This is a genomic window from Nocardioides exalbidus (assembly GCF_900105585.1).
GTDB lineage: Bacteria > Actinomycetota > Actinomycetes > Propionibacteriales > Nocardioidaceae > Nocardioides > Nocardioides exalbidus.
On record NZ_FNRT01000002.1, the window covers coordinates 4,077,115 to 4,095,411 of the forward strand.

Annotated in this window: 23 protein-coding genes; 8 read left to right on the top strand and 15 right to left on the bottom strand. The window is 71.6% G+C overall.

Going from position 1 to position 18,297, the window contains the following annotated elements:
- The first annotated feature begins 148 nt into the window (after positions 1–148).
- Entirely contained in the window at positions 149–742 is a 594-nt protein-coding gene (locus tag BLV76_RS19780) for a DUF6518 family protein (RefSeq protein ID WP_139306642.1), read from the top strand.
- A gap of 10 nt (positions 743–752) precedes the next feature.
- Here the strand turns inward: BLV76_RS19780 and BLV76_RS19785 are convergent, their stop codons facing one another.
- The 3 genes from BLV76_RS19785 to BLV76_RS19795 all read right to left on the bottom strand — a co-directional run bounded on the left by BLV76_RS19785 (position 753) and on the right by BLV76_RS19795 (position 3,438).
- Complete coding sequence (locus tag BLV76_RS19785) at positions 753–1,934, bottom strand: hypothetical protein (protein WP_090971430.1); 1,182 nt, start codon at positions 1,932–1,934, stop codon at positions 753–755.
- Positions 1,927–2,460 (bottom strand): SigE family RNA polymerase sigma factor, encoded by a 534-nt coding sequence (locus tag BLV76_RS19790; RefSeq protein WP_090971432.1) that lies wholly within the window; start codon positions 2,458–2,460, stop codon positions 1,927–1,929. Before BLV76_RS19790 ends, BLV76_RS19785 begins: the two co-directional genes overlap by 8 nt.
- An 87-nt stretch (positions 2,461–2,547) precedes the next feature.
- Positions 2,548–3,438, bottom strand: a complete 891-nt coding sequence (locus BLV76_RS19795; protein WP_217630398.1) for an aminoglycoside phosphotransferase family protein — start codon at positions 3,436–3,438, stop codon at positions 2,548–2,550.
- Between the two features lie 38 nt (positions 3,439–3,476).
- Between BLV76_RS19795 and BLV76_RS19800 the strand changes: the two genes are divergently transcribed.
- Positions 3,477–4,778 carry an alpha/beta hydrolase gene (locus BLV76_RS19800; RefSeq protein ID WP_090971436.1) on the top strand — a complete coding sequence of 434 codons (1,302 nt, stop codon included), beginning with the start codon at positions 3,477–3,479 and terminating at the stop codon, positions 4,776–4,778.
- A gap of 10 nt (positions 4,779–4,788) precedes the next feature.
- Here BLV76_RS19800 and BLV76_RS19805 read toward each other — a convergent pair whose 3' ends face one another.
- Complete coding sequence (locus BLV76_RS19805; RefSeq protein ID WP_090971438.1) at positions 4,789–5,127, bottom strand: VOC family protein; 339 nt, start codon at positions 5,125–5,127, stop codon at positions 4,789–4,791.
- A gap of 100 nt (positions 5,128–5,227) precedes the next feature.
- Positions 5,228–5,830 (bottom strand): DUF1349 domain-containing protein, encoded by a 603-nt coding sequence (locus BLV76_RS19810; protein WP_090971440.1) that lies wholly within the window; start codon positions 5,828–5,830, stop codon positions 5,228–5,230.
- Between the two features lie 63 nt (positions 5,831–5,893).
- Here BLV76_RS19810 and BLV76_RS19815 point away from each other — a divergent pair, with 63 nt between their 5' ends.
- The gene (locus tag BLV76_RS19815) at positions 5,894–6,550 is read left to right on the top strand and encodes a class I SAM-dependent methyltransferase (protein ID WP_090971442.1); all 657 of its coding nucleotides are present in this window, start codon (positions 5,894–5,896) and stop codon (positions 6,548–6,550) included.
- Here BLV76_RS19815 and BLV76_RS19820 read toward each other — a convergent pair.
- The 6 genes from BLV76_RS19820 to BLV76_RS19845 are packed head-to-tail and all read right to left on the bottom strand — an operon-like array spanning position 6,500 to position 11,698.
- On the bottom strand, positions 6,500–7,594 hold the full coding sequence (locus BLV76_RS19820; RefSeq protein WP_090971444.1) for a prenyltransferase/squalene oxidase repeat-containing protein: 1,095 nt from the start codon (positions 7,592–7,594) through the stop codon (positions 6,500–6,502). The two genes, BLV76_RS19815 and BLV76_RS19820, sit on opposite strands and share 51 nt — an antisense overlap.
- Positions 7,591–8,337 (bottom strand): class I SAM-dependent methyltransferase, encoded by a 747-nt coding sequence (locus tag BLV76_RS19825; protein WP_090971446.1) that lies wholly within the window; start codon positions 8,335–8,337, stop codon positions 7,591–7,593. The genes BLV76_RS19820 and BLV76_RS19825 overlap by 4 nt, the downstream gene beginning before the upstream one ends.
- A complete protein-coding gene (locus tag BLV76_RS19830) occupies positions 8,324–9,589 on the bottom strand; it encodes a glycosyltransferase family 4 protein (RefSeq protein ID WP_090971448.1) in 1,266 nt (421 codons plus the stop codon). The genes BLV76_RS19825 and BLV76_RS19830 overlap by 14 nt, the downstream gene beginning before the upstream one ends.
- A gap of 56 nt (positions 9,590–9,645) precedes the next feature.
- On the bottom strand, positions 9,646–10,617 hold the full coding sequence (locus tag BLV76_RS19835) for an NAD(P)/FAD-dependent oxidoreductase (RefSeq protein WP_090971450.1): 972 nt from the start codon (positions 10,615–10,617) through the stop codon (positions 9,646–9,648).
- A gap of 56 nt (positions 10,618–10,673) precedes the next feature.
- The gene (locus tag BLV76_RS19840) at positions 10,674–11,198 is read right to left on the bottom strand and encodes a hypothetical protein (RefSeq protein WP_090971451.1); all 525 of its coding nucleotides are present in this window, start codon (positions 11,196–11,198) and stop codon (positions 10,674–10,676) included.
- Positions 11,195–11,698, bottom strand: coding sequence for a hypothetical protein (locus tag BLV76_RS19845; protein ID WP_139306643.1), 504 nt, complete (start codon positions 11,696–11,698; stop codon positions 11,195–11,197). The genes BLV76_RS19840 and BLV76_RS19845 overlap by 4 nt, the downstream gene beginning before the upstream one ends.
- 63 nt (positions 11,699–11,761) lie before the next feature.
- On the opposite strand from BLV76_RS19845, the gene BLV76_RS19850 reads away from it, so the two are divergent.
- Positions 11,762–12,418 (top strand): potassium channel family protein, encoded by a 657-nt coding sequence (locus BLV76_RS19850; RefSeq protein ID WP_245734787.1) that lies wholly within the window; start codon positions 11,762–11,764, stop codon positions 12,416–12,418.
- Positions 12,419–12,422: 4 nt separating this feature from the next.
- Here the strand turns inward: BLV76_RS19850 and BLV76_RS19855 are convergent, their stop codons facing one another.
- Both BLV76_RS19855 and BLV76_RS19860 read right to left on the bottom strand, forming a co-directional pair.
- Positions 12,423–12,788, bottom strand: a complete 366-nt coding sequence (locus BLV76_RS19855; RefSeq protein WP_090971454.1) for an MmcQ/YjbR family DNA-binding protein — start codon at positions 12,786–12,788, stop codon at positions 12,423–12,425.
- A gap of 16 nt (positions 12,789–12,804) precedes the next feature.
- The gene (locus BLV76_RS19860; protein WP_090971456.1) at positions 12,805–13,368 is read right to left on the bottom strand and encodes a hemerythrin domain-containing protein; all 564 of its coding nucleotides are present in this window, start codon (positions 13,366–13,368) and stop codon (positions 12,805–12,807) included.
- Positions 13,369–13,441: 73 nt separating this feature from the next.
- Between BLV76_RS19860 and BLV76_RS19865 the strand changes: the two genes are divergently transcribed.
- Positions 13,442–13,972 carry a DUF1707 SHOCT-like domain-containing protein gene (locus BLV76_RS19865; RefSeq protein WP_090971459.1) on the top strand — a complete coding sequence of 177 codons (531 nt, stop codon included), beginning with the start codon at positions 13,442–13,444 and terminating at the stop codon, positions 13,970–13,972.
- Positions 13,973–14,086: 114 nt separating this feature from the next.
- On the opposite strand, the gene uvrB is transcribed toward BLV76_RS19865, so the two are convergent.
- Positions 14,087–16,216, bottom strand: coding sequence for an excinuclease ABC subunit UvrB (uvrB, locus tag BLV76_RS19870; RefSeq protein ID WP_090971461.1), 2,130 nt, complete (start codon positions 16,214–16,216; stop codon positions 14,087–14,089).
- A gap of 166 nt (positions 16,217–16,382) precedes the next feature.
- Here uvrB and BLV76_RS19875 point away from each other — a divergent pair, with 166 nt between their 5' ends.
- Positions 16,383–17,186 carry an aminoglycoside phosphotransferase/kinase family protein gene (locus BLV76_RS19875; RefSeq protein ID WP_217630399.1) on the top strand — a complete coding sequence of 268 codons (804 nt, stop codon included), beginning with the start codon at positions 16,383–16,385 and terminating at the stop codon, positions 17,184–17,186.
- Positions 17,187–17,242: 56 nt separating this feature from the next.
- Positions 17,243–17,443 (top strand): hypothetical protein, encoded by a 201-nt coding sequence (locus BLV76_RS19880; protein ID WP_090971463.1) that lies wholly within the window; start codon positions 17,243–17,245, stop codon positions 17,441–17,443.
- Here BLV76_RS19880 and BLV76_RS19885 read toward each other — a convergent pair.
- Entirely contained in the window at positions 17,421–18,005 is a 585-nt protein-coding gene (locus tag BLV76_RS19885) for a dihydrofolate reductase family protein (protein WP_090971465.1), read from the bottom strand. The two genes, BLV76_RS19880 and BLV76_RS19885, sit on opposite strands and share 23 nt — an antisense overlap.
- 59 nt (positions 18,006–18,064) lie before the next feature.
- Here BLV76_RS19885 and BLV76_RS19890 point away from each other — a divergent pair, with 59 nt between their 5' ends.
- A complete protein-coding gene (locus BLV76_RS19890) occupies positions 18,065–18,289 on the top strand; it encodes a hypothetical protein (protein WP_090971466.1) in 225 nt (74 codons plus the stop codon).
- Positions 18,290–18,297 lie beyond the last annotated feature (8 nt).

Below are 18,297 nucleotides of genomic sequence, written 5' to 3' on the forward strand. Positions count from 1 at the left end.
CCATCCTCCCCGGTGACGGTCACCGGTGCGACGACCGTGGGCGTTGCCGCAGGGTCAAGGTCAAGCCCCCTCGTACCCGGGTACCGACCTCCGGTACCCAGGTACGACCGACAGGGTGCGCGAGAGCCGGAGCCACCACGATGGACCCATGACACATCTCCGCCACGCCGCTGTCGTGATCGCCGCGAGCCTCCTGCTGGGTGGCCTGACGTCCTGGGCGCAGGGCTTCCTGCCCGAGGCGGTGTCGTCCTTCGCGAACTCGCCGTCCGGCTGGACGATCCTCACCGTGCTGCTCGTCGCCGCGGTACGTCCCTCGCTCGGCTGGGGCGCGGTCCTCGGCGTCCTGTCCTTCGTCAGCCTGGTGCTCGGCTACACGATCGCGTCCGAGCTGCGGGGCCTCACCTACAGCCCCGTCTACTGGGGGGCGATCGGCGTCGTCGCTGGGCCCTTCGTCGGGGCCGCGGCCGCGGCGGTCGTCGGCCGGCACCCCGTTCGGGCCGCTCTCGGCGCCGGGTCGCTCGCGGGCGTGCTGGTGGCCGACGGCATCTACGGGCTCACCGTCGTCGACGCCACGACCAGCCCGGTCTACTGGACGATCTGCCTCGTGCTCGGCACCGCACTGGTCGTCGCGACTGCCGTCCGCCTGCGCACGGTCACCACCGTCGCCGTGCTGCTCGTGGCGACAGCCGCTGCCACAGGCGTGCTGAGCGCGGGCTACGCGAAGCTCAACGGCGAGTGGTGACGCACCATCGCTACGCCTCGTTGACCACCCCGCCCAGCCGGATCGTGCCGGCGGGACCGGCGGCGATCGACGTCGTGCTGCAGCCGGCGAGGTCGCACGCCCGGAGCTCGCCGCCGCTGACGCTGATCACGGCGCCGCCCGGAGTCCACCCGTAGCCGCCCACCGGCGACGCCGGCAGCTCGTTGCTGTCCCCCGTGTCGACCGAGTAGAGCACGGCGCCGTCGAGGAAGCCGATCTGACCGTTCTCGTCGACCGGCATGTAGGGCAGCACCAGCACGTGGCTACCGTCGGGCGACAGCGACGCCCACCTGTCCCCGATGTCGGGCAGGTCGAGGAGCACCTTCCCCGTCAGCGCCTCCACGACCCGCACGCTGGCGTCGCCGCTGCCGTTGTCGAGGTCGAGGAAGCGGTCCGCACTGATGTCCGGATAGCGAGAGCCGTCGAGCGGTGTCGACGACACGTTGCCCGACCGCCAGTCAACGACGGCAATCTCGTCGTCGAGCCCGACGTAGACGCGGTCGCCCGACAGCGACACCGGCGGCGCGTCCCAGCCTCCCCACGTGAACGAGCCGTCCACCTGGACGACGGCGGCTGCCGCGCCGGTCCGGAGGTCGAGGACGACGACCCGCCACGCGTCGCCGTCCGGCTGCGCGTAGGCGAAGTAGGGCTGGGTCGGGTCCGTCGACGGCGACACGTCACCGACGGAGATGTCGAGGTCCGCCACGCTCCCGTCCGTGCCGACGAGCGAGTAGCCGTCGCGGCTCGAGCCGTCCATGACGTAGTCCTTGCCGTGCCGGACGAGCAGTCCCGCCGAGGTGTAGTAGAGCCCGCGGACTGCCGGGTCGTCGATCTCGACGCCGCGGTCGAGGTCGCCGAACCAGACCCTCCGGCCGGCGGCGTACGCACCCTTGTCGGCGTACGCCGTCCGCGCCTCGGCTGCCTCGGCACTGGTGAAGGCGGCCGGCGCGCGCTCCGTGCGCGCAACCACCGGATCGCCCGGAGCAGCGCCCGTCCCGGGCAGCAGCACGACGGCGCCTACGACGGACGCTGCCGCGACGGCTGCGAGAACCGGGACGACGACCCTCGAGCGGCGGGCCAGCCGACCCTTGCGCACGATGGTGGTGGTCGGAGGGTGAGGGATGTCGAGCGCGTCGGCCTCGGCGCGCATCAGGTCGGTCAGCTGGTCAACCACGGTGGGCTCCCAAGGTCTCGGGGACGGCGGCGTCGCCGAGCAGCGTGCGCAGCTTGGCGAAGGCCTCGAACGTCTGGCTCTTGACCGTGCCGGCTGAACACCCGAGGGCGTCGGCCGTCTCCGCGACGGAGAGGTCTTCGTAGTAGCGGAGGACCACGACGGCTCGCTGCCGAGGCGGGAGCGACGCGAGCGCCTCCATGACCTCGACACGGGCACCCGGATGCCGGCCGTCGGAGGCCTCCGGCAGGTCGTCCGAGGGTCGCTCGCTGCGCCACGAGCGTCTCCGGAACCACGACGAGGCCGTGTTGATGAGGGTGCGCTGGGCGTAGGCGCGCGCGGCGCCCGGGTCCTCGATTCTGGCCCACGCAACGTACGTCTTCGTGAGCGCAGTCTGGGCGAGGTCCTCGGCGAGACCGCGATCCCCCAGCAGGAGGTACGCCGACCTGTACAGGCCCGGCCACGCCACGTGGACGAACTCGGCGAAGTCGTCGTCCCCACGTGGCGAACCGTCTCGCACCCGCACCATCAGTCCCCCTTCGATCGGCCTGTCACCCCTGAAGATGCGCCCAACGGCGGATCGGTTGGGTGCGACATCGTCGCCCGCGCGACGTGGTCAGTCGAGCGAGGCGAGCAGCCGCTCGACCGTCCCGAGCGAGCCGCGGGCGATCTCCGGCGCGGTGTCGCGGTAGTAGGTCAGCGCACTGATCGAGGGCGCGAGCGCGAAGCCCCGCGCCCGACGGTACGCCGCCTCGTCGAGGCCGACCTCGGCCCGGTAGAGCTCGGCGACCGAGGCGGGGAGGTAGCCCCACATGGCGTTGAGCTCGATGGCCGGGTCGCCGCGACCCGCCGCGCCCCAGTCGATCACCGCGACCAGGCGACCGTCACGCACGAGCAGGTTGCCCTCGTGCAGGTCGCCGTGGAACCAGCGCGGCTCGCCGTCGTACGCCGGTGCGGCGAGGGCGTCGGCCCACAGCGCCAGCACCGCGTCGCGGTCCACGAGCGCCGGATCGGCCTTGGCCGTCCACTCCTGCACCCAGTCGTCGAGCTGCTCGATCGGGGCGCCGCGGCCCTCGGTCTTCACCGGCCCGTCGAGGGACGGCACCTCCCGGCACGCGCGGACGAAGGCAGCGAGCGAGACCGCCCACTCCTCGGGGTCGAACGTCTGCTCCGTCGGGGTCTCGCCGACGATCCAGGGCACGACCGTCCAGTGCCACGGGTAGCCCTCCCCCGGCTCCCCGAGCGCGATCGGCGCGGGGATCGGCAGTGGCAGGTGCGGCGCCAGCCGAGGCAGCCACGCGTGCTCGGTGACCGCGGAGTCGGCGGCCCAGTGGATGCGCGGCGTCCGCACGAGCAGGTCGTCGCCGAGGCGGAAGAGCTGGTTGTCCGTCCCCACCGGCGGCAGTCGCCGCAGCGGCAGCGACGCCCAGTCGGGGAACTGCGCGGCCACGAGGCGGCGCACGGTCCCGTCGTCGATGGTGATCTCGTCGGCATGCATCCCAGTCATCGGACAGCACGTTAGTACCGGCGAGTAGATTTGTTCGCGTGAGTTTCCTCGGCCGTCAAGCACTCGTCGCCGCACTGACCGTCAACGCGCTGCGCCCACCGCGCAACCAGCGGGCGGGAGTGCCCTCCTTCGCGGCGGGCTGGCTCTTCGGCGAGACCGCCCCGCAGGTGCTGGCGCTCACCGCGCTCGACGCGGCCACCCACCTGACGAGGAAGCGGCGCCAGGGATTCCGCGCCAAGGCCGGGCTCGCGCTCGCGGGTGCCAGCGCGCTCGGGCTCGCCCACATGGTGAAGCAGAGCCGCCAGATGAAGGACGGCTTCGAGGACGCGCTGGTCGCGGGCCTCGGCGTCGACTACGTGGAGCAGCTCGACCAGGTGCCGACCCCGGCCGACCTCGCGACGCCGTGGCGCAAGATGGCCCGGCCGTTCAACTTCGCCGACGACGGCGTGCGGGTGATCAGCGACGTGCCCTACTCCGAGGCCGGCAAGCGCGGCCACCTCGACATCTACCTGCCCGCCGGGGAGGACACGATCACGGACGCCCCGGTCCTGCTGCAGGTCCACGGCGGCGCGTGGAAGTACGGCGCCAAGGAGCACCAGGGGCGCCCCCTGATGAACCAGATGGCCGCCAAGGGCTGGGTGTGCGTGGCGATCAACTACCGCCTCTCCCCGCGCGACCCGTGGCCGGCGCACATCATCGACGTGAAGCGCGCCATCGCCTGGATCAAGGACAACATCGCCGACTACGGCGGCGACCCCGACTACCTCGCGATCACCGGGGGCTCGGCCGGCGGCCACCTGACGGCGCTCGCCGCGCTCACCCCGAACGATCCGGCCTATCAGCCCGGCTTCGAGGACGCCGACACCTCCGTCCAGGCGGCCGTGCCCTTCTACGGCGTCTACGACTTCGCTGGCTCGACCGGCCTGTCCAACGCCATCGGGATGCGCGACGGCTTCCTCGGCCCGAAGGTCATGGGCACGACGTGGAAGGAGTCGCCCGAGGTCTTCGAGGCGGCCTCGCCGATCCTGCGGATCACCCCGGACGCGCCCGACTTCTTCGTCATCCACGGCGAGCTCGACACGCTCGTCGCCGTCGACCAGGCGCGGATGTTCACCGCGGCGCTGCGCCGCGAGTCGGGGAAGTCGGTGACCTACGCCGAGCTCCCCGGCGCCCAGCACGCCTTCGACGTCTTCCACTCCATCCGGAGCGCGTACGCCGTCAAGGCCGTCGACCGCTGGCTGACCTGGCACTGGAACACCTGGCGCCACGGGCTCGAGGCCGACAGCGGCGCCGAGCCCGAGCAGATCTCTGCCCAGCACGACGCCCGCGACGCCGGCTGATCCGGGCCGCTCAGCCCTGGGTGATGAAGCCGACCTGGTTGCCGGACGGGTCGGACACGATCGCCAGCGACGTGCCCCCGCCGACCTCGGTCACGGGGAACACGACGCTCCCACCGGCTGCCTCGGCCTCGGCCACCTTGCCGGCGAGGTCGTCGGTCGTCCAGTAGACGACCGTGCCGGTCATGCCCTGCGCGGCGCCGTTGGGGTTCAGGCCGATCTCCTGGCCGTCGAGGTTGAAGCCCACGTAGTAGGGCGTCACCGTGTGCGGCTCGACGCCCCACGCGGTCGTGTAGAACGCGGTCGCCGCGTCCAGGTCGGTGACGGGGACGGCGATGGTGTGGTTGCTCATGTCTGCTCCTCGGGTGAGTGGATCCGGTGCTTCCACTGGTACGACGAACCGACGGGCGAAGGTGTGACCGCTCAGCGCGAGACGCATCCCCCGGATCTGCTCAGGGGTGCAGGGAGTCGTCCGCCTCGACGAGCCGCAGGTCGGTGAAGCGGACGACCAGGCCCGCGCGCGTCGGCGCACAGCACATGAGGCCCACGCGCAGGAGTCCGGGCGGGAGAGGTGCCACCCGGACGAGCCGCCACGGTTCGTCGCCGCTGCGGGCCCGGACCGTGACTGCGTCGCCGTCGCGACTGGCCCGCACGACGACCTCCTGGCCCGACCACTCCGGCACGGGGGCGACCGACCAGTCCGAGACACCCCGCGTGACCACGGCGCCCAGCTGGAGGACGCCGTCGGACAGCTCGACGCCGGCCTTGATCCACTGCTCCTCCTCGGCACGGATCAGCAGGCCCGCCTGGTCGAACTGGGCCGAGAAGTCGGCGACGAACCGGACCTCGGCGGCCGTCCCGTCCGGGAAGTCGCCGAGCAGGGTGTGACCCGTGTCGTGGATGAAGCCGTAGGAGGTGGTTCGCCAGAAGTCGCTCCCCTCCGCCGCGGTGACCAGGAGGTCGTCCTGGTCGCGGACGACCTGCAGGGGTGGGTTCAGCCAGTCACGGTGCCGCCACCCCGTGCGCCATCCGTCAGCCGTTGCTCGATCGGTCACGGACCCACCGTCCCACGTCTGCCGGGTGACGCGACTGCGGACGCAACTAGGGTCGCTCCCGTGATGTCCGACGAGCTGCTCGCCCACGCCCGCGCCGCGAAGGGCTTCATGCCCGAGGACGAGGGAGAGGTCCTGCACCGCTGGGCCGTCGAGCAGCTGCCCCACGGTCCGGCGCTCGAGGTCGGGACCTACTGCGGGAAGTCGGCGATCTGGCTCGGTGCGGCCGCCCGCGAGGTCGGCGGGACCGTGTTCACCGTCGACCACCACCGCGGCTCGGAGGAGAACCAGGCCGGCTGGGAGCACCACGACAGCAGCCTCGTCGACACCGACCTCGGGGTGATGGACACGCTCCCCACCTTCCGGCGGACCGTCCGCGACGCCGGTCTCGAGGACCAGGTCGTCGCGGTCGTCGGCCGGTCGGAGACGGTCAGCCGCTGGTGGCGCACCCCGTTGGCGTTGCTGTTCATCGACGGGGGCCACGGCGTCGAGCCGGCCCGCGCCGACTTCCGCGGCTGGCCGCACCACGTGATGGCCGGCGGCGTGCTGCTCGTCCACGACGTGTTCCCCGACCCGGCTGACGGCGGCAGGCCGCCGTACGAGGAGATCTACCTCCCCGCTCTCGCGAGCGGCGCCTTCACCGAGGTCGAGGCGGTCGGGTCGATGCGGGTCCTACGCCGGACGTCCGGAGACGCCGGCGATCCGCTCGACCGAGTCGGCTGACGGGCAGCCGCACTCGAGAGCGATCTCCGCGAAGTCCGGCACCAGCGTGGTGCCGCGCATGATGTCGGCGCCGGGCGTGCCGTCGGTGAGCGCGTCGACGGCCAGGATGACCGCGGCGGCCGTGTAGGTGGTCTGCTCCCCCGGCCAGTTGACGTCGTCCGGGACGACGTAGCCGGTCCAGTAGGAGCCCTCGGCCGTGCGGAGGTGCTGCATGTCCTCCAGCAGCCGGGCCGCGCGCTCCCGGTCGCCGATCGCCTCGAGGGCGAGGACGAGCTCGGCCGTCTCGGCGCCGGTGACCCACGGGTTCGTGGAGACGCAGCGGATGCCGACGCCCGGCTCGACGAAGGTGTCCCAGCGCTCGGCGATCAGGTCGTGCGCGGCGCGGCCCCGGACGGCGCCACCCAGCACCGGGTAGTACCAGTCCATCGAGAACGTCGACTTGTCCAGGAACAGGTCACGGTGCTCGCGCAGCGCGTGCCCGAGCCGCCCGCCGGCGAGCTCCCACTCGACCTGCGGCTCCCCCACCAGGTCGGCGATCGCGGCACCCGCGCGCAGCGAGTGGTGGATGCTCGACGACCCGGCGAGCAGGGCCTCTTCGTTGACCGCACCCGGTGAGCCGTCGCGCCACTCCTGGGACCACGCGACCCCGCCGAACGGCAGCTGGAGCGACACCACGAAGTCGAGCGCTCGCCGCACGGTCGGCCACATGCGGCGGACGAACGCCTCGTCGCGGACGACCAGCCAGTGGTGCCACACCGCCACGGCGACGTACGCCGACATGTTGCTCTCGCCGGAGTGGTCCTCGACCTCCCCGACGACGATCTTCATCGGCCACGAGCCGTCGGCCCGCTGCGTGGCGCGCGCCCAGGCGAAGGCGCGGTCGGCCGCCCCGTGCTCGCCGGCGACGACCAGCGCCATCGCCGACTCCAGGTGGTTCCACACGTCGGTGTGCTCGCCCGGCGTCCAGGGGATCGCGCCGCTCGGCTCCTGCATCGCGACGATCGTTGCGGCGGTCTGCTCGACCTGGGCGCGGGAGAGGGTCACGCGAAGGGCTTCTCGAAGTAGAGCACCATGCTCTTGCCGATGAGCGGGTCGAGGACCTTGCCGGCGTAGTGCAGCGCCCTCGGGTTCTTCATGATCTCCCACACGAGGAGCTTGTGGTAGCCCTTCGCGAGCGGGTGCTCGTCGTTCGTGACGCCGACCGCGCACTTGATCCACCAGTAGGGCGTGTGGAGGCCGTGGGCGTGGTCCTTGCCGGTGAAGACCATCGCGTCGCCGGGGGTGCCGTCGTTGGAGCGGCCGGCCTTGGTGACCTTGTCGATGAGCTCGTGGTCGGTGTAGATCCGGACGTGGCCGCCCTCGGCGTTGTGGTAGTCGTCGGACAGCTTCCAGTTGATCACCTCGGGCAGCCAGCGCGGCACCGAGACGGCGAGCGTGCCGCCGGGGCGCAGCACGCGGACGAGCTCCTTGATGGCGTCGACGTCGGCGTGGATGTGCTCGAGGACCTCGGCGGCGACGATGCGGTCGAACTCCCCGTCGGCGAAGGGCAGGGCGAGCGCGTCGCCCTCCTTCACGTCGGCCTCGGCACCCGCGGGCACCTCGCCGGCCTCGCGCATCGCGGTGAACCACTCGCGCACCGTGGCCAGCTCGTCGGCGTCCTGGTCGAAGGCGATGACGTCGGCGCCGCGCTTGTACATCTCGAAGGCGTGGCGGCCCGCGCCGCAGCCCATGTCGAGGACGCGGTCGCCCGGGCGCAGCCCCAGCCGGTCGAAGTCAACGGTCAGCACGGTGGGTCTCCTGGTCACGCTCGGTCGCGAAGGAGGCGATGGCCTCCTCGTAGGCGGCGGCGGTGGCCTCTGCCACGGCACGCCAGCTGAACAGCTCCTCGACGCGGGCGCGGCCGGCCGCACCCATCGTCGTACGCCGCTCCGGGTCGTCGAGCAGCGCTGCGAGCGCCTGCTCCAGCTCGCCGACGTCGCCGGGGGTCACGAGGTCGGCGCAGAGGCCGTCGGGGCCGACGACCTCCGGGATCGCGCCGGCGCGCGAGACGACGAGCGGGGTGGCGCAGGCCATCAGCTCGGCGGTCGGCAGCGAGAAGCCCTCGTAGAGCGAGGGCACGCAGGCGACCTCGGCCGAGCCCATCACCCGCACGAGCTCCTCGTCGGAGACCCCATTGACGAACTCGACGTGGTCGGTGATGCCGAGCTGGTCGATGAGCTGCTCGGTGCGCCCGCCCGGCTCGGGGCGGGTGACGAGGACCAGCGACAGGTCACGCTCGATGCGGAGCTTGGCGAACGCCTCGAGCAGCGTGGCGATGCCCTTCATCGGGGCGTCGGCGCTGGCCATGGCGAGGATCCGACCGGGCACGCGGGGCGTGGTCGGCGGCGCGAACACGTCGTCGACGCCGAGCAGGATCGTCTGCATGCGGGCCGGGTCGACGCCGAAGTCGCGGGCGATGTCGCGGGTCGAGGACTCCGACGGCGTGAGCACCTTGCGGTAGCGCTTGGCCACCTTCGTCTGCATCCGCAGGAAGCCGTACCACCGGCGCAGCGTGAGCCGCTTGCGCCAGGTCGGTGCCGTCTCGAGGTCGATCCGGCGGTCCATCGTGATCGGGTGGTGGATCGTCGCGACGACCGGCAGGCCGTAGTCCTCGAGGTCCAGGATCCCGGTGCCGAGCACCTGGTTGTCGTGCGCGACGTCGAAGTCGGCGGCACGCTCGCGGAACAGGCGCGAGATGCGCGAGCTGAAGGTCTTCGGCTCGGGGAACCCGGCCGTGCACATCGTCAGGAACTCCTCGACGTCGATCCGGTCGCGGAACTCCCCCAGCCGCGGGACGCGGAACGGGTCCGGCTCGCGGTAGAGGTCCAGGCTGGGGACCTTGGTGAGCTTGACGCCCTCGTCGAGGTCGGGGTAGGGCTGCCCGGAGAACACCTCGACCTCGTGCCCGAGCCTCACCAGCTCCCGGCTCAGGTGGCGGATGTAGACGCCCTGGCCGCCGCAGTGCGGCTTGCTCCGGTAGGACAGCATGGCGATACGCACCGGGCCATTATGCCTACTCGCCGGTAGGCCGCCTCGCCCGACGGGGTCGTCGGGCCTCACCCCTCGCTCGAGTGGCCCGGGAAGACGTGGGCGGTCGGGTCGATGGCCACGGCGGCGTTGTTGACAGCAGTGGCGGCCTCGCCGAAGCCCACCGCGATCAGCCGCACCTTGCCGGGGTAGTCGGTGATGTCGCCGGCGGCGAAGACCCGCGGGAGGTTGGTCCGCATCGCGGAGTCGACGACGACGTGGCGCTTCGACGTCTCGAGGCCCCACTGCTGGATCGCCCCGAGGTCGGCGACGAAGCCGAGCGCTGCGACCAGCGCCTGCGCCTCCAGCGTGCGGGGCTCCTCGCCGTCGACGGCGACGACGACCTGCTCGAGGTGTCCGTCGCCGCGCAGCTCGGTCACCTGGGCGCTGGTGATGATCTCCACGCTCGACGCCTTCACCTTGGCCACGGTCCGCTCGTGGGCGCGGAAGGCGTCCCGGCGGTGCACCAGCGCCACCGACGCGGCGATCGGCTCGAGGTGCTCGGCCCAGTCGAAGGCGCTGTCGCCTCCCCCGACGATCACCACGTCCTTGCCGGCGTACGGCGCGAAGCTGGGCACGAAGAACTCCATGCCCCGACCGACCCAGCCGTCGCCGGCCGGGAGCGGGCGCGGACTGAACTTGCCGATGCCGGAGGTGATGAGGACGGCTCCGGCCGTGACGCGCGTGCCGTCGTCGAGCGTGACGACGACGTGGTCGTCACCGTGCTCGAGCGTGGTGGCAGTGCGGTCCAGGACGTACGTCGGATCGGCGGACGCGGCCTGCTCGACCAGACCCTCCACGAGGTCGCGGCCCTTGACGCTCGGGAACCCCGCGACGTCGAGGATCGCCTTCTCGGGGTACATCGCGGTGATCTGCCCGCCGAGCTCGGGGAGCGAGTCGACCACGGCGACGCTCATCCCGCGGAAGCCCGCGTAGTAGGCGGAGTAGAGCCCCGTCGGCCCCGCGCCGATGATGAGCAGGTCGGTCGTCACGTCGTCCACGGCGCGGTCCTTCCGGTTGTCGGTCCTGTGTCAGGGGCGGGTCAAGGGGCTGGGTCTCAGAGGGCGTCGAGCTCGCTGACCTTCCACTCCTCGCCGTCGTGCTGGAGGGTGACCAGCACGCGGTCGAGGTCGAGCAGCGGCTTCTCGAGGGTGTCGTCGGTGGTCTCCTGGTTCACGAAGACCAGCACCCGGGCGTACGACGTCGTCGCGGTGACGAGCGCGGTGCCCGCGACCTGGGCGGTCACCACGGTGTGGACCTGCTGGCTCTCGGTGACGACACCGGCGGTCGTGCGGTCGTACTGCCGCTGCATGGCCGGCGTCATCATCGCCCGCGCCGCCGCCTTGTCCTCGGCGACGGTCTTCCAGGAGTAGCCGTAGGCGGCCGACGCGGCGTCGGCGGCGACGGTGCGGGCCGCCTCCTTCACCGCCGTCGAGGCGACCTCGGCGTCGGCCGAGGCGGCGCTCGTCGTGGTCGGCGCCTCCTCCGCGTCGCTGCGGACCAGCCAGGCGAGCGTGCCGGCGCAGACGACGACCAGGAGGGCGAGCGCCCAGGCGACGCGCTTCTGCAGGGTGCCGCTCATCGGGGGTCCCGCACGAACTCGAGGTTGCTGGTGAGCCACCGGCCGTCCTCGAGGACGAGGTCGAGCTGCATCCGGTAGTAGCGCGTCTGCGCCTCCCCCTCGGTGAGCTTGTTGGTGACCGACGTGTTCGCGGCGACCAGCACGGTGGCCGACGTCTCGTCGAGGTCGCCCACGCCGAGCGACACGACCTCGCCGACCGAAGTGGCCTCGCTCCGCCGGGCCTGCTTCTCCAGCGTCGCGCGCTGGTCGGCGTACTGCTGCGCGAAGTCCCCGGTCGCCCCCGCCAGCACGGCGTCCATGAGCGGGTCCATGTCGGTGTGGTCGACGGTCAGGAAGGCGACGGCCTCGGCGCGGGCCGCCTCCGCGACCTCCTGCTGCCGCGCGGTGAGGCCCTCGTCGACGGTGTCCCGCGAGGTGACGACCAGGCCGATCGCGACCAGCAGGCCGAGGAGGACGACGACGAGGCCGCCGACCACCCACCTCCCGCTACGCGCTCCCACGTCGCGAACCTAGCCCAGCCGAGCCTCCCCGTCGCGTTCATCGGCTTCCCTAGACTCGCGGGCGTGAAGCGACGTCTGGACCAGGTGCTGGCGCACCCGTCGGCGATCCTGCTCGCCGCACAGCTGCTCCAGGTGCTGGCCTGGCCGTTCCTCGGCGGCTCGAGGGTCGGTGGCGCGTTCCTCGGCGTCATCGGCATGCTCGCCGTCGGCTCGGCCGTCCTCGCGGTGCGGCGTACGCCGGTGGTGAGCCGGGTGGTGTTCTTCCTCGGCGTCCCGGCGATGGTGCTGACGCTGCTCGAGCCGATCTTCCCGACGAGCGACCCGGTCGTGCTCATGTCGGGCCTGCTGCACGCGCCGTTCTACTTCTACGTCTCCTACGCGCAGCTGCGCTACCTCTTCCACGACGAGGAGGTGACCACCGACGAGTACTTCGCGACGGGCGCGGCCTTCACGGTCGTGGCGTGGGGCTTCGCCTACGTCTTCGCGGCCGTGCAGGTCGTGTGGCCCGACTCGTTCTCGAACGCCGGCGGCTTCGACCACACGTTCTTCGAGCTGCTCTACCTGTCGTTCTCGACGCTCACGAGCGTCGGTCTGTCCGACATCGTCGCGGTCGGGGCGCAGGCGCGGTCGGTGCTGATGGTGGAGATGATGGTCGGCGTGTTCTACGTCGCGATGGTCGTGGCCCGGATGGTCGGGCTCACCATGATGCGCCGCCGGTGACCGGTCAGCGCTCCCAGCCCGCCGGGCGGTCCTTGCGGGGCAGCCGCGAGACCACGAACCGGTAGGACTCCTCGACCGCCTCCTCGAGCTCGTCGTCCGGGATCGTGCCGGCGAGCGCGAGGTCGTTCCACCCGGAGCGGCCGATGTAGGCCATCACGCTCGCGTCGTCGGGGTAGCGGTCGAGCCACTCGTCGGCGACCTCGCGGGTGGCGCCGGCCTTGACCCCGACCTTGTCGGCCGACAGGAACGCGAAGATCTTGCCGCGCTCGCCGGGGCCGACCTTGAACACGGGGTGCTCGTGGTCCCACGGGTTGTCCGGCCAGGCGCCGGGGAAGTCGGCGCAGAGGGCGTGCATCTCCTCGACCCTCACGCCGTGCTCCGTCCCGTCAGTCGTCGGACCCTTCGTCGTCCTCGTCGAGGAGGCCCTCCTCCTCGGCAGCCTGCACGATCCGCCGGACGTTGTCGATGCTGCCGCAGTCCTCGTCGAGCAGCCTGTTGCGCTCGGTGGCGAAGGCCTTGCCGAGCTCTGCCCGCACCTGCTCGCCGACCTCGTCGCGCGCCGGGTTGAGGATCGTCAGCTCCTCCTCGGTGAGGTGGTGGTTGAGCGCGGTCGCGAGGTCCTCGACCGCGTCGTCGAAGGCCTGGGTGTCGGTGCCCTTGAGCTCGAGCACCTTGAGCATCGCCTCGTGCCCCTCGGCGTGCTCCTCCTCGCCGTGCTCCGCCTCGTGCTCGGTGATCGCGTCCTTGCGTCGCAGCTTCGGGTAGACGTGCTTCTCCTCCGCCTCCGCGTGCGCGACGTGGAGGGCGGCCAGCGCCTGGCGTACGGCGTCGCGGTCGCTGCTGCTGTCGCGCAGCTGTCGCATGAGGGACTCGAAGCGGCGGTGGTCCTCGAGGATCAGGTCGATGACGTCACCGGAGAGGGGGCGGCCGAGGTCGATGGATGTGCTCATGGCCAGACCGTGCCGCGCTGATCCGTGACACACCACACCCATGCGGAGGTGAGCGCGTGCCTATGCTGGCGAGGTGCCCGACATCGAGGTGTGGCGACAGTTCGACCACGACCCCCGCAATCCCGTGAACGCGGGCATGCGCGCCTCGGACCGCGATCGTGCCGTGATCGAGAGCGTCCTGGCAGACGCCTTCGCGGAGGGACGGATCACGCGCGCCGAGTACGACGAACGCGCCGAGGCGGCACTCACGAGCCGGGTGCTCGGCGACCTGGTCCACCTCGTCAAGGACCTGCCGGTCTCGCGGGCGCCCCGGACGAGCGACGAGGACCTGCAGCGTCAGGCCCTGCGCAGGTGGCAGGGCCAGCGTCGTGAGGCGCTGCTCGGGTTCGTGGGGCTGTCCGCGCTCCTGTGGACGATCTGGGCCATCACGATGTTCGGTGACTTCCCGTGGCCGCTCTTCCCGACGGGCTTCGCCCTGATGAACCTGCTGCGGATCGTCGCTCGCAAGGACGACATCGTCGACGACCACGTGCGCGAGCTGGAGAAGAAGGAGCGCAAGGCGATCGAGCGCCAGTCGATCCGCAAGCACGTCGACGGGATCTGACTGCCCACCGCGTGTGAGGCGCTCACTTCGTGGCCGGCGTGCTCGCTTCGCTCGCTCGCAGCTCCTCGCTCGTCGAGAACCCCTCGAGCTCGTTCCTCGCTCGGGGCTCTCTCCTCACTTCGTCGCTTCCATCATCTGGCGGAGCTCCTTCTTGAGGTCGGAGATCTCGTCGCGGAGGCGGGCGGCGACCTCGAACTGGAGCTCGGCGGCCGCGGTCTTCATCTGGTCGGTGAGGCCCTGGATCAGCTCGGCGAGGTCGGCGCTCGGGATGCCGGCGGTGTCGGGCGCCTCGGAGTGGATCCGCGACAGGGCCGGAGTCGGCGACTTGCCGGCCTTCACCCCTCCGGCGCGACCCTTCTGGCCCACGTCGGCCCAGGTGCGCAGCAGCTCCTCGGTGTTCTCGTCCTCGCGCGCGAGCATCTCGGTGATGTCGGCGATCTTCTTGCGCAGCGGCTGGGGGTCGATCCCGCGCTCGGTGTTGTAGGCGACCTGGATCGCACGACGACGGTTGGTCTCGTCGATCGCGGCCTCCATCGACGGCGTGATCTTGTCGGCATACATGTGGACCTGGCCCGACACGTTGCGCGCCGCGCGGCCGATGGTCTGGATGAGCGACTTGTCGGAGCGCAGGAAGCCCTCCTTGTCGGCGTCGAGGATCGACACCAGCGACACCTCGGGCAGGTCGAGGCCCTCGCGGAGGAGGTTGATGCCGACGAGGACGTCGTACTCCCCCATCCGCAGCTCGCGCAGCAGCTCGATGCGGCGGAGCGTGTCGACCTCGGAGTGGAGGTAGCGGGTGCGGATGTTGGCGTCGAGGAGGTAGTCCGTGAGGTCCTCGGACATCTTCTTGGTGAGCGTGGTGACCAGGACGCGCTCGTTCTTCTCGGCGCGGGTGCGGATCTCGTAGATCAGGTCGTCGATCTGGCCCTTGGTCGGCTTGACCACGACCTCGGGGTCGACCAGGCCGGTCGGGCGGATGATCTGCTGGACCGCGTTGTCGGCGCCGCCGACCTTGTCGAGCTCGTAGTTGCCGGGGGTCGCGGAGAGGTAGATCGTCTGGCCGATCCGGTCGAGGAACTCCTCCCAGCGCAGGGGCCGGTTGTCCATCGCGCTCGGCAGCCGGAAGCCGTGGTCGACGAGGTTGCGCTTGCGCGACATGTCGCCCTCGTACATCCCGCCGATCTGCGGCACCGCGACGTGGGACTCGTCGACGACGAGCACGAAGTCCTCGGGGAAGTAGTCGAGGAGCGTGTTGGGAGCGCTGCCGCGGGTGCGGCCGTCCATGTGCATCGAGTAGTTCTCGATGCCCGAGCACGACCCGACCTGCCGCATCATCTCGAGGTCGTAGGTCGTGCGCATCCGCAGCCGCTGGGCCTCGAGGAGCTTGCCCTGCTTCTCGAACGCGGCGAGCTGGTCGTCGAGCTCGAGCTCGATGCCCTTGATCGCCCGCTCCATCCGCTCGGGACCTGCGACGTAGTGGGTCGCCGGGAAGACGTGGAGCTCGGTGTCGTCCGAGATCACCTCGCCGGAGATCGGGTGCAGCGTCATCAGCCGCTCGATCTCGTCGCCGAAGAACTCGACGCGGATCGCGAGCTCCTCGTAGACGGGGAAGATCTCGAGCGTGTCGCCACGGACCCGGAAGGTGCCGCGGGTGAAGGACATGTCGTTGCGGGTGTACTGGATCTCCACGAGCCGGCGGAGCACCGAGTCGCGATCGTGCTCCTCGCCGACCTTGAGCCTCAGCATGCGGTCGACGTACTCCTGCGGGGTGCCGAGGCCGTAGATGCAGGACACCGTCGAGACCACGATCGTGTCGCGGCGGGTGAGCAGGCTGTTGGTCGCGCTGTGCCGGAGCCGCTCGACCTCCTCGTTGATCGAGGAGTCCTTCTCGATGTAGGTGTCGGTCTGGGGGACGTAGGCCTCGGGCTGGTAGTAGTCGTAGTAGGAGACGAAGTACTCCACCGCGTTGCCGGGGAACAGCTGCCGAAGCTCGTTGGCGAACTGCGCGGCCAGCGTCTTGTTGGGCTGCAGCACGAGGACCGGGCGCTGGAGCTGCTCGGCGACCCAGGCGACCGTGGCGGTCTTGCCGGTGCCGGTCGCGCCGAGCAGGACGACGTCCTGGACGCCCCCGTTGACCCGCTCGACGATCTCCTTGATCGCAGCCGGCTGGTCACCCGACGGCTCGTAGTCGGAGACGACCTCGAAGGGCGCGACACGGCGCTGAAGATCGGTGATCGGACGCATGCGTCGAGCCTACGGGCCGCCACCGACAGTGGGTCCCGGGCGGGAGAGGTCCGGCGCGCACGGTGAAGGCAGTTCGCCGGCTCGCCGGTGGACCTGGGCGTGGCCCGCACCACAACCGACGCGAACTGCCTTCATGGTGCGGCTGCTGCCGTCCTACGCTCACCTCGTGCCCCACCCGTCACAGCCGCCGGACCGCGTCCTCGACCTGTTCGCCGCCGAGGGCGTGCTCGAGCCGCTCCCCGGCGGACGCGGGACGAGCTGGCGGGCAGGCGACCTCGTCCTCTCCCCGGGCCACGACGAGTCGGAGGCCTGGATCGCGCCGGTCCAGGCGCGCCTCGCGGTGCGGCTCGACGAGGCCTCGCCCCGCTCCCTGCGGCTCGCGCTGCCCGTGCCGGCCCGCGACGGCAGCCTCACCGCCGACGGCTGGGCAGCGACCCGCTTCGAGCCCGGTACGACGCCCTGCCGGGACCTGCCGACCCTGCGAGCCACGGCGCACCTCCTCCACGCGCACCTGGCCACCGCCGTCCCGGAGAAGCCGGCCGCACTCGAGGCGCGCGTCGACCGGTGGGCCGTCGCGGACCGGGCGGCGTACGACGGCACCGCCGAGCAGGCGGCCGCCGACCGTCCCCACCTCCACGAGCTCGTGCGCTCGCTGGTCGAGGGCCTCGACGACACCGACCTCGGTCGCGAGCAGCTGGTCCACGCCGACCTCGCCGGCAACGTCCTGCTGGACGCCGGGGGCAACCCGTTCGTCATCGACTTCTCCCCCGCGTGGCGCTCGCCGCTGTGGGCCGAGGCGGTCTGCGTGCTCGACGCCGTCCTGTGGTTGCGTGCCCCCGTCGAGGCGCTCGACGACTGGCGGACGGGTGCGCCACGCCAGGCGATGCTCCGCGCGACGCTCTTCCGGGTGCTGTCCGACGACCCGTGCGACGTCGCGCGCTACGAGGCACTCGGCCTGGTCGGGGCGTAGGCTCGGCCCATGGACGGTTCGGGGAACCCAGGACGCGGGGTCGTCGCGCCGACGTCGTGATCGCCGTCGGCTGGGTCGCGCTCGGCTTCTCGGCGATCGAGGACGGCGACATGTGGCGCGGCGCCGTCACCGTCGGACTGGGCGCCCTCTGGGGGTCCATGTACCTCTGGCCCGAGTCGGCGGTCAGCCGCTTCGCGCAGAAGCCGATCTTCCGGCGGAGGAAGACCGAGAAGCTCAGCGGACCCGGTCGAGGGTGACGACCCGGACCCCGCCGGCGAGGTCGACCTGACCGACCGGCTCGAAGCGTGCGTGGGCGAACGGGCCCTCGAGGAGCCGCCTGCCCTCGCCGATCACCGACGGGTTGACCTTGAGCACCAGCCGGTCGATCTCGGGCAGCAGGGAGTGCGCGAGCGTGCCGCCGCCGACGAGCCAGATGTCGAGGCCGTCCTCCGCCTTGAGCTCGCGCACCCGTGCGACCGGGTCGCCCGCGACGACCTCGACCGGCAGGTCGGTGCGGTCGGCGAGCGTGCGCGAGACGACGAGGTGGCGCAGGTGCGGGTAGGCATCCGTGAGACCGGCGGCCAGCCCGATGTCGTACGACGCCCTCCCCTCGATGACGGTGTCGAAGGCCTGCCCCGGGCCCTCGACGCCCAGCGCCTCGCGGGCGGGGGCCGGCAGCGTCTCCGGCCACTCGGTGACGAGGTGCTCGACGAGGTCGGGCGTGACGGGCAGGAAGTCCGATCCGCTCGGGTCGCCCCCTTCCGGGCCGGCGATGAACCCGTCGAGCGTGACGGCGACGAAGTAGACGAGGCGGCGCATGCCGCGATCCTGCCAGCGCGGGACTTGCCGCCTCCACCGGGTTGTCGCAGGATGCGGGGATGGGAGGCACCGAGGCTGACGCGCTGGCGGGGAGCCACGACGGCGCCCGGCGCTGGGGCGTCCTCATCGCGGGCGCCTGGGTCGGGCTCGCGATCTGGGGCTTCGCCACCGGCGACGTCTGGTTGCCGGTGTTCCAGCTCGCCCTCGCCGCCCTGATGGTGGCCGCCTTCGTGTCGCCTCGTGCCGCGGCAATCCTCCACGCGCCACTCCGCCGACGGAAGTGAGCGGCGGG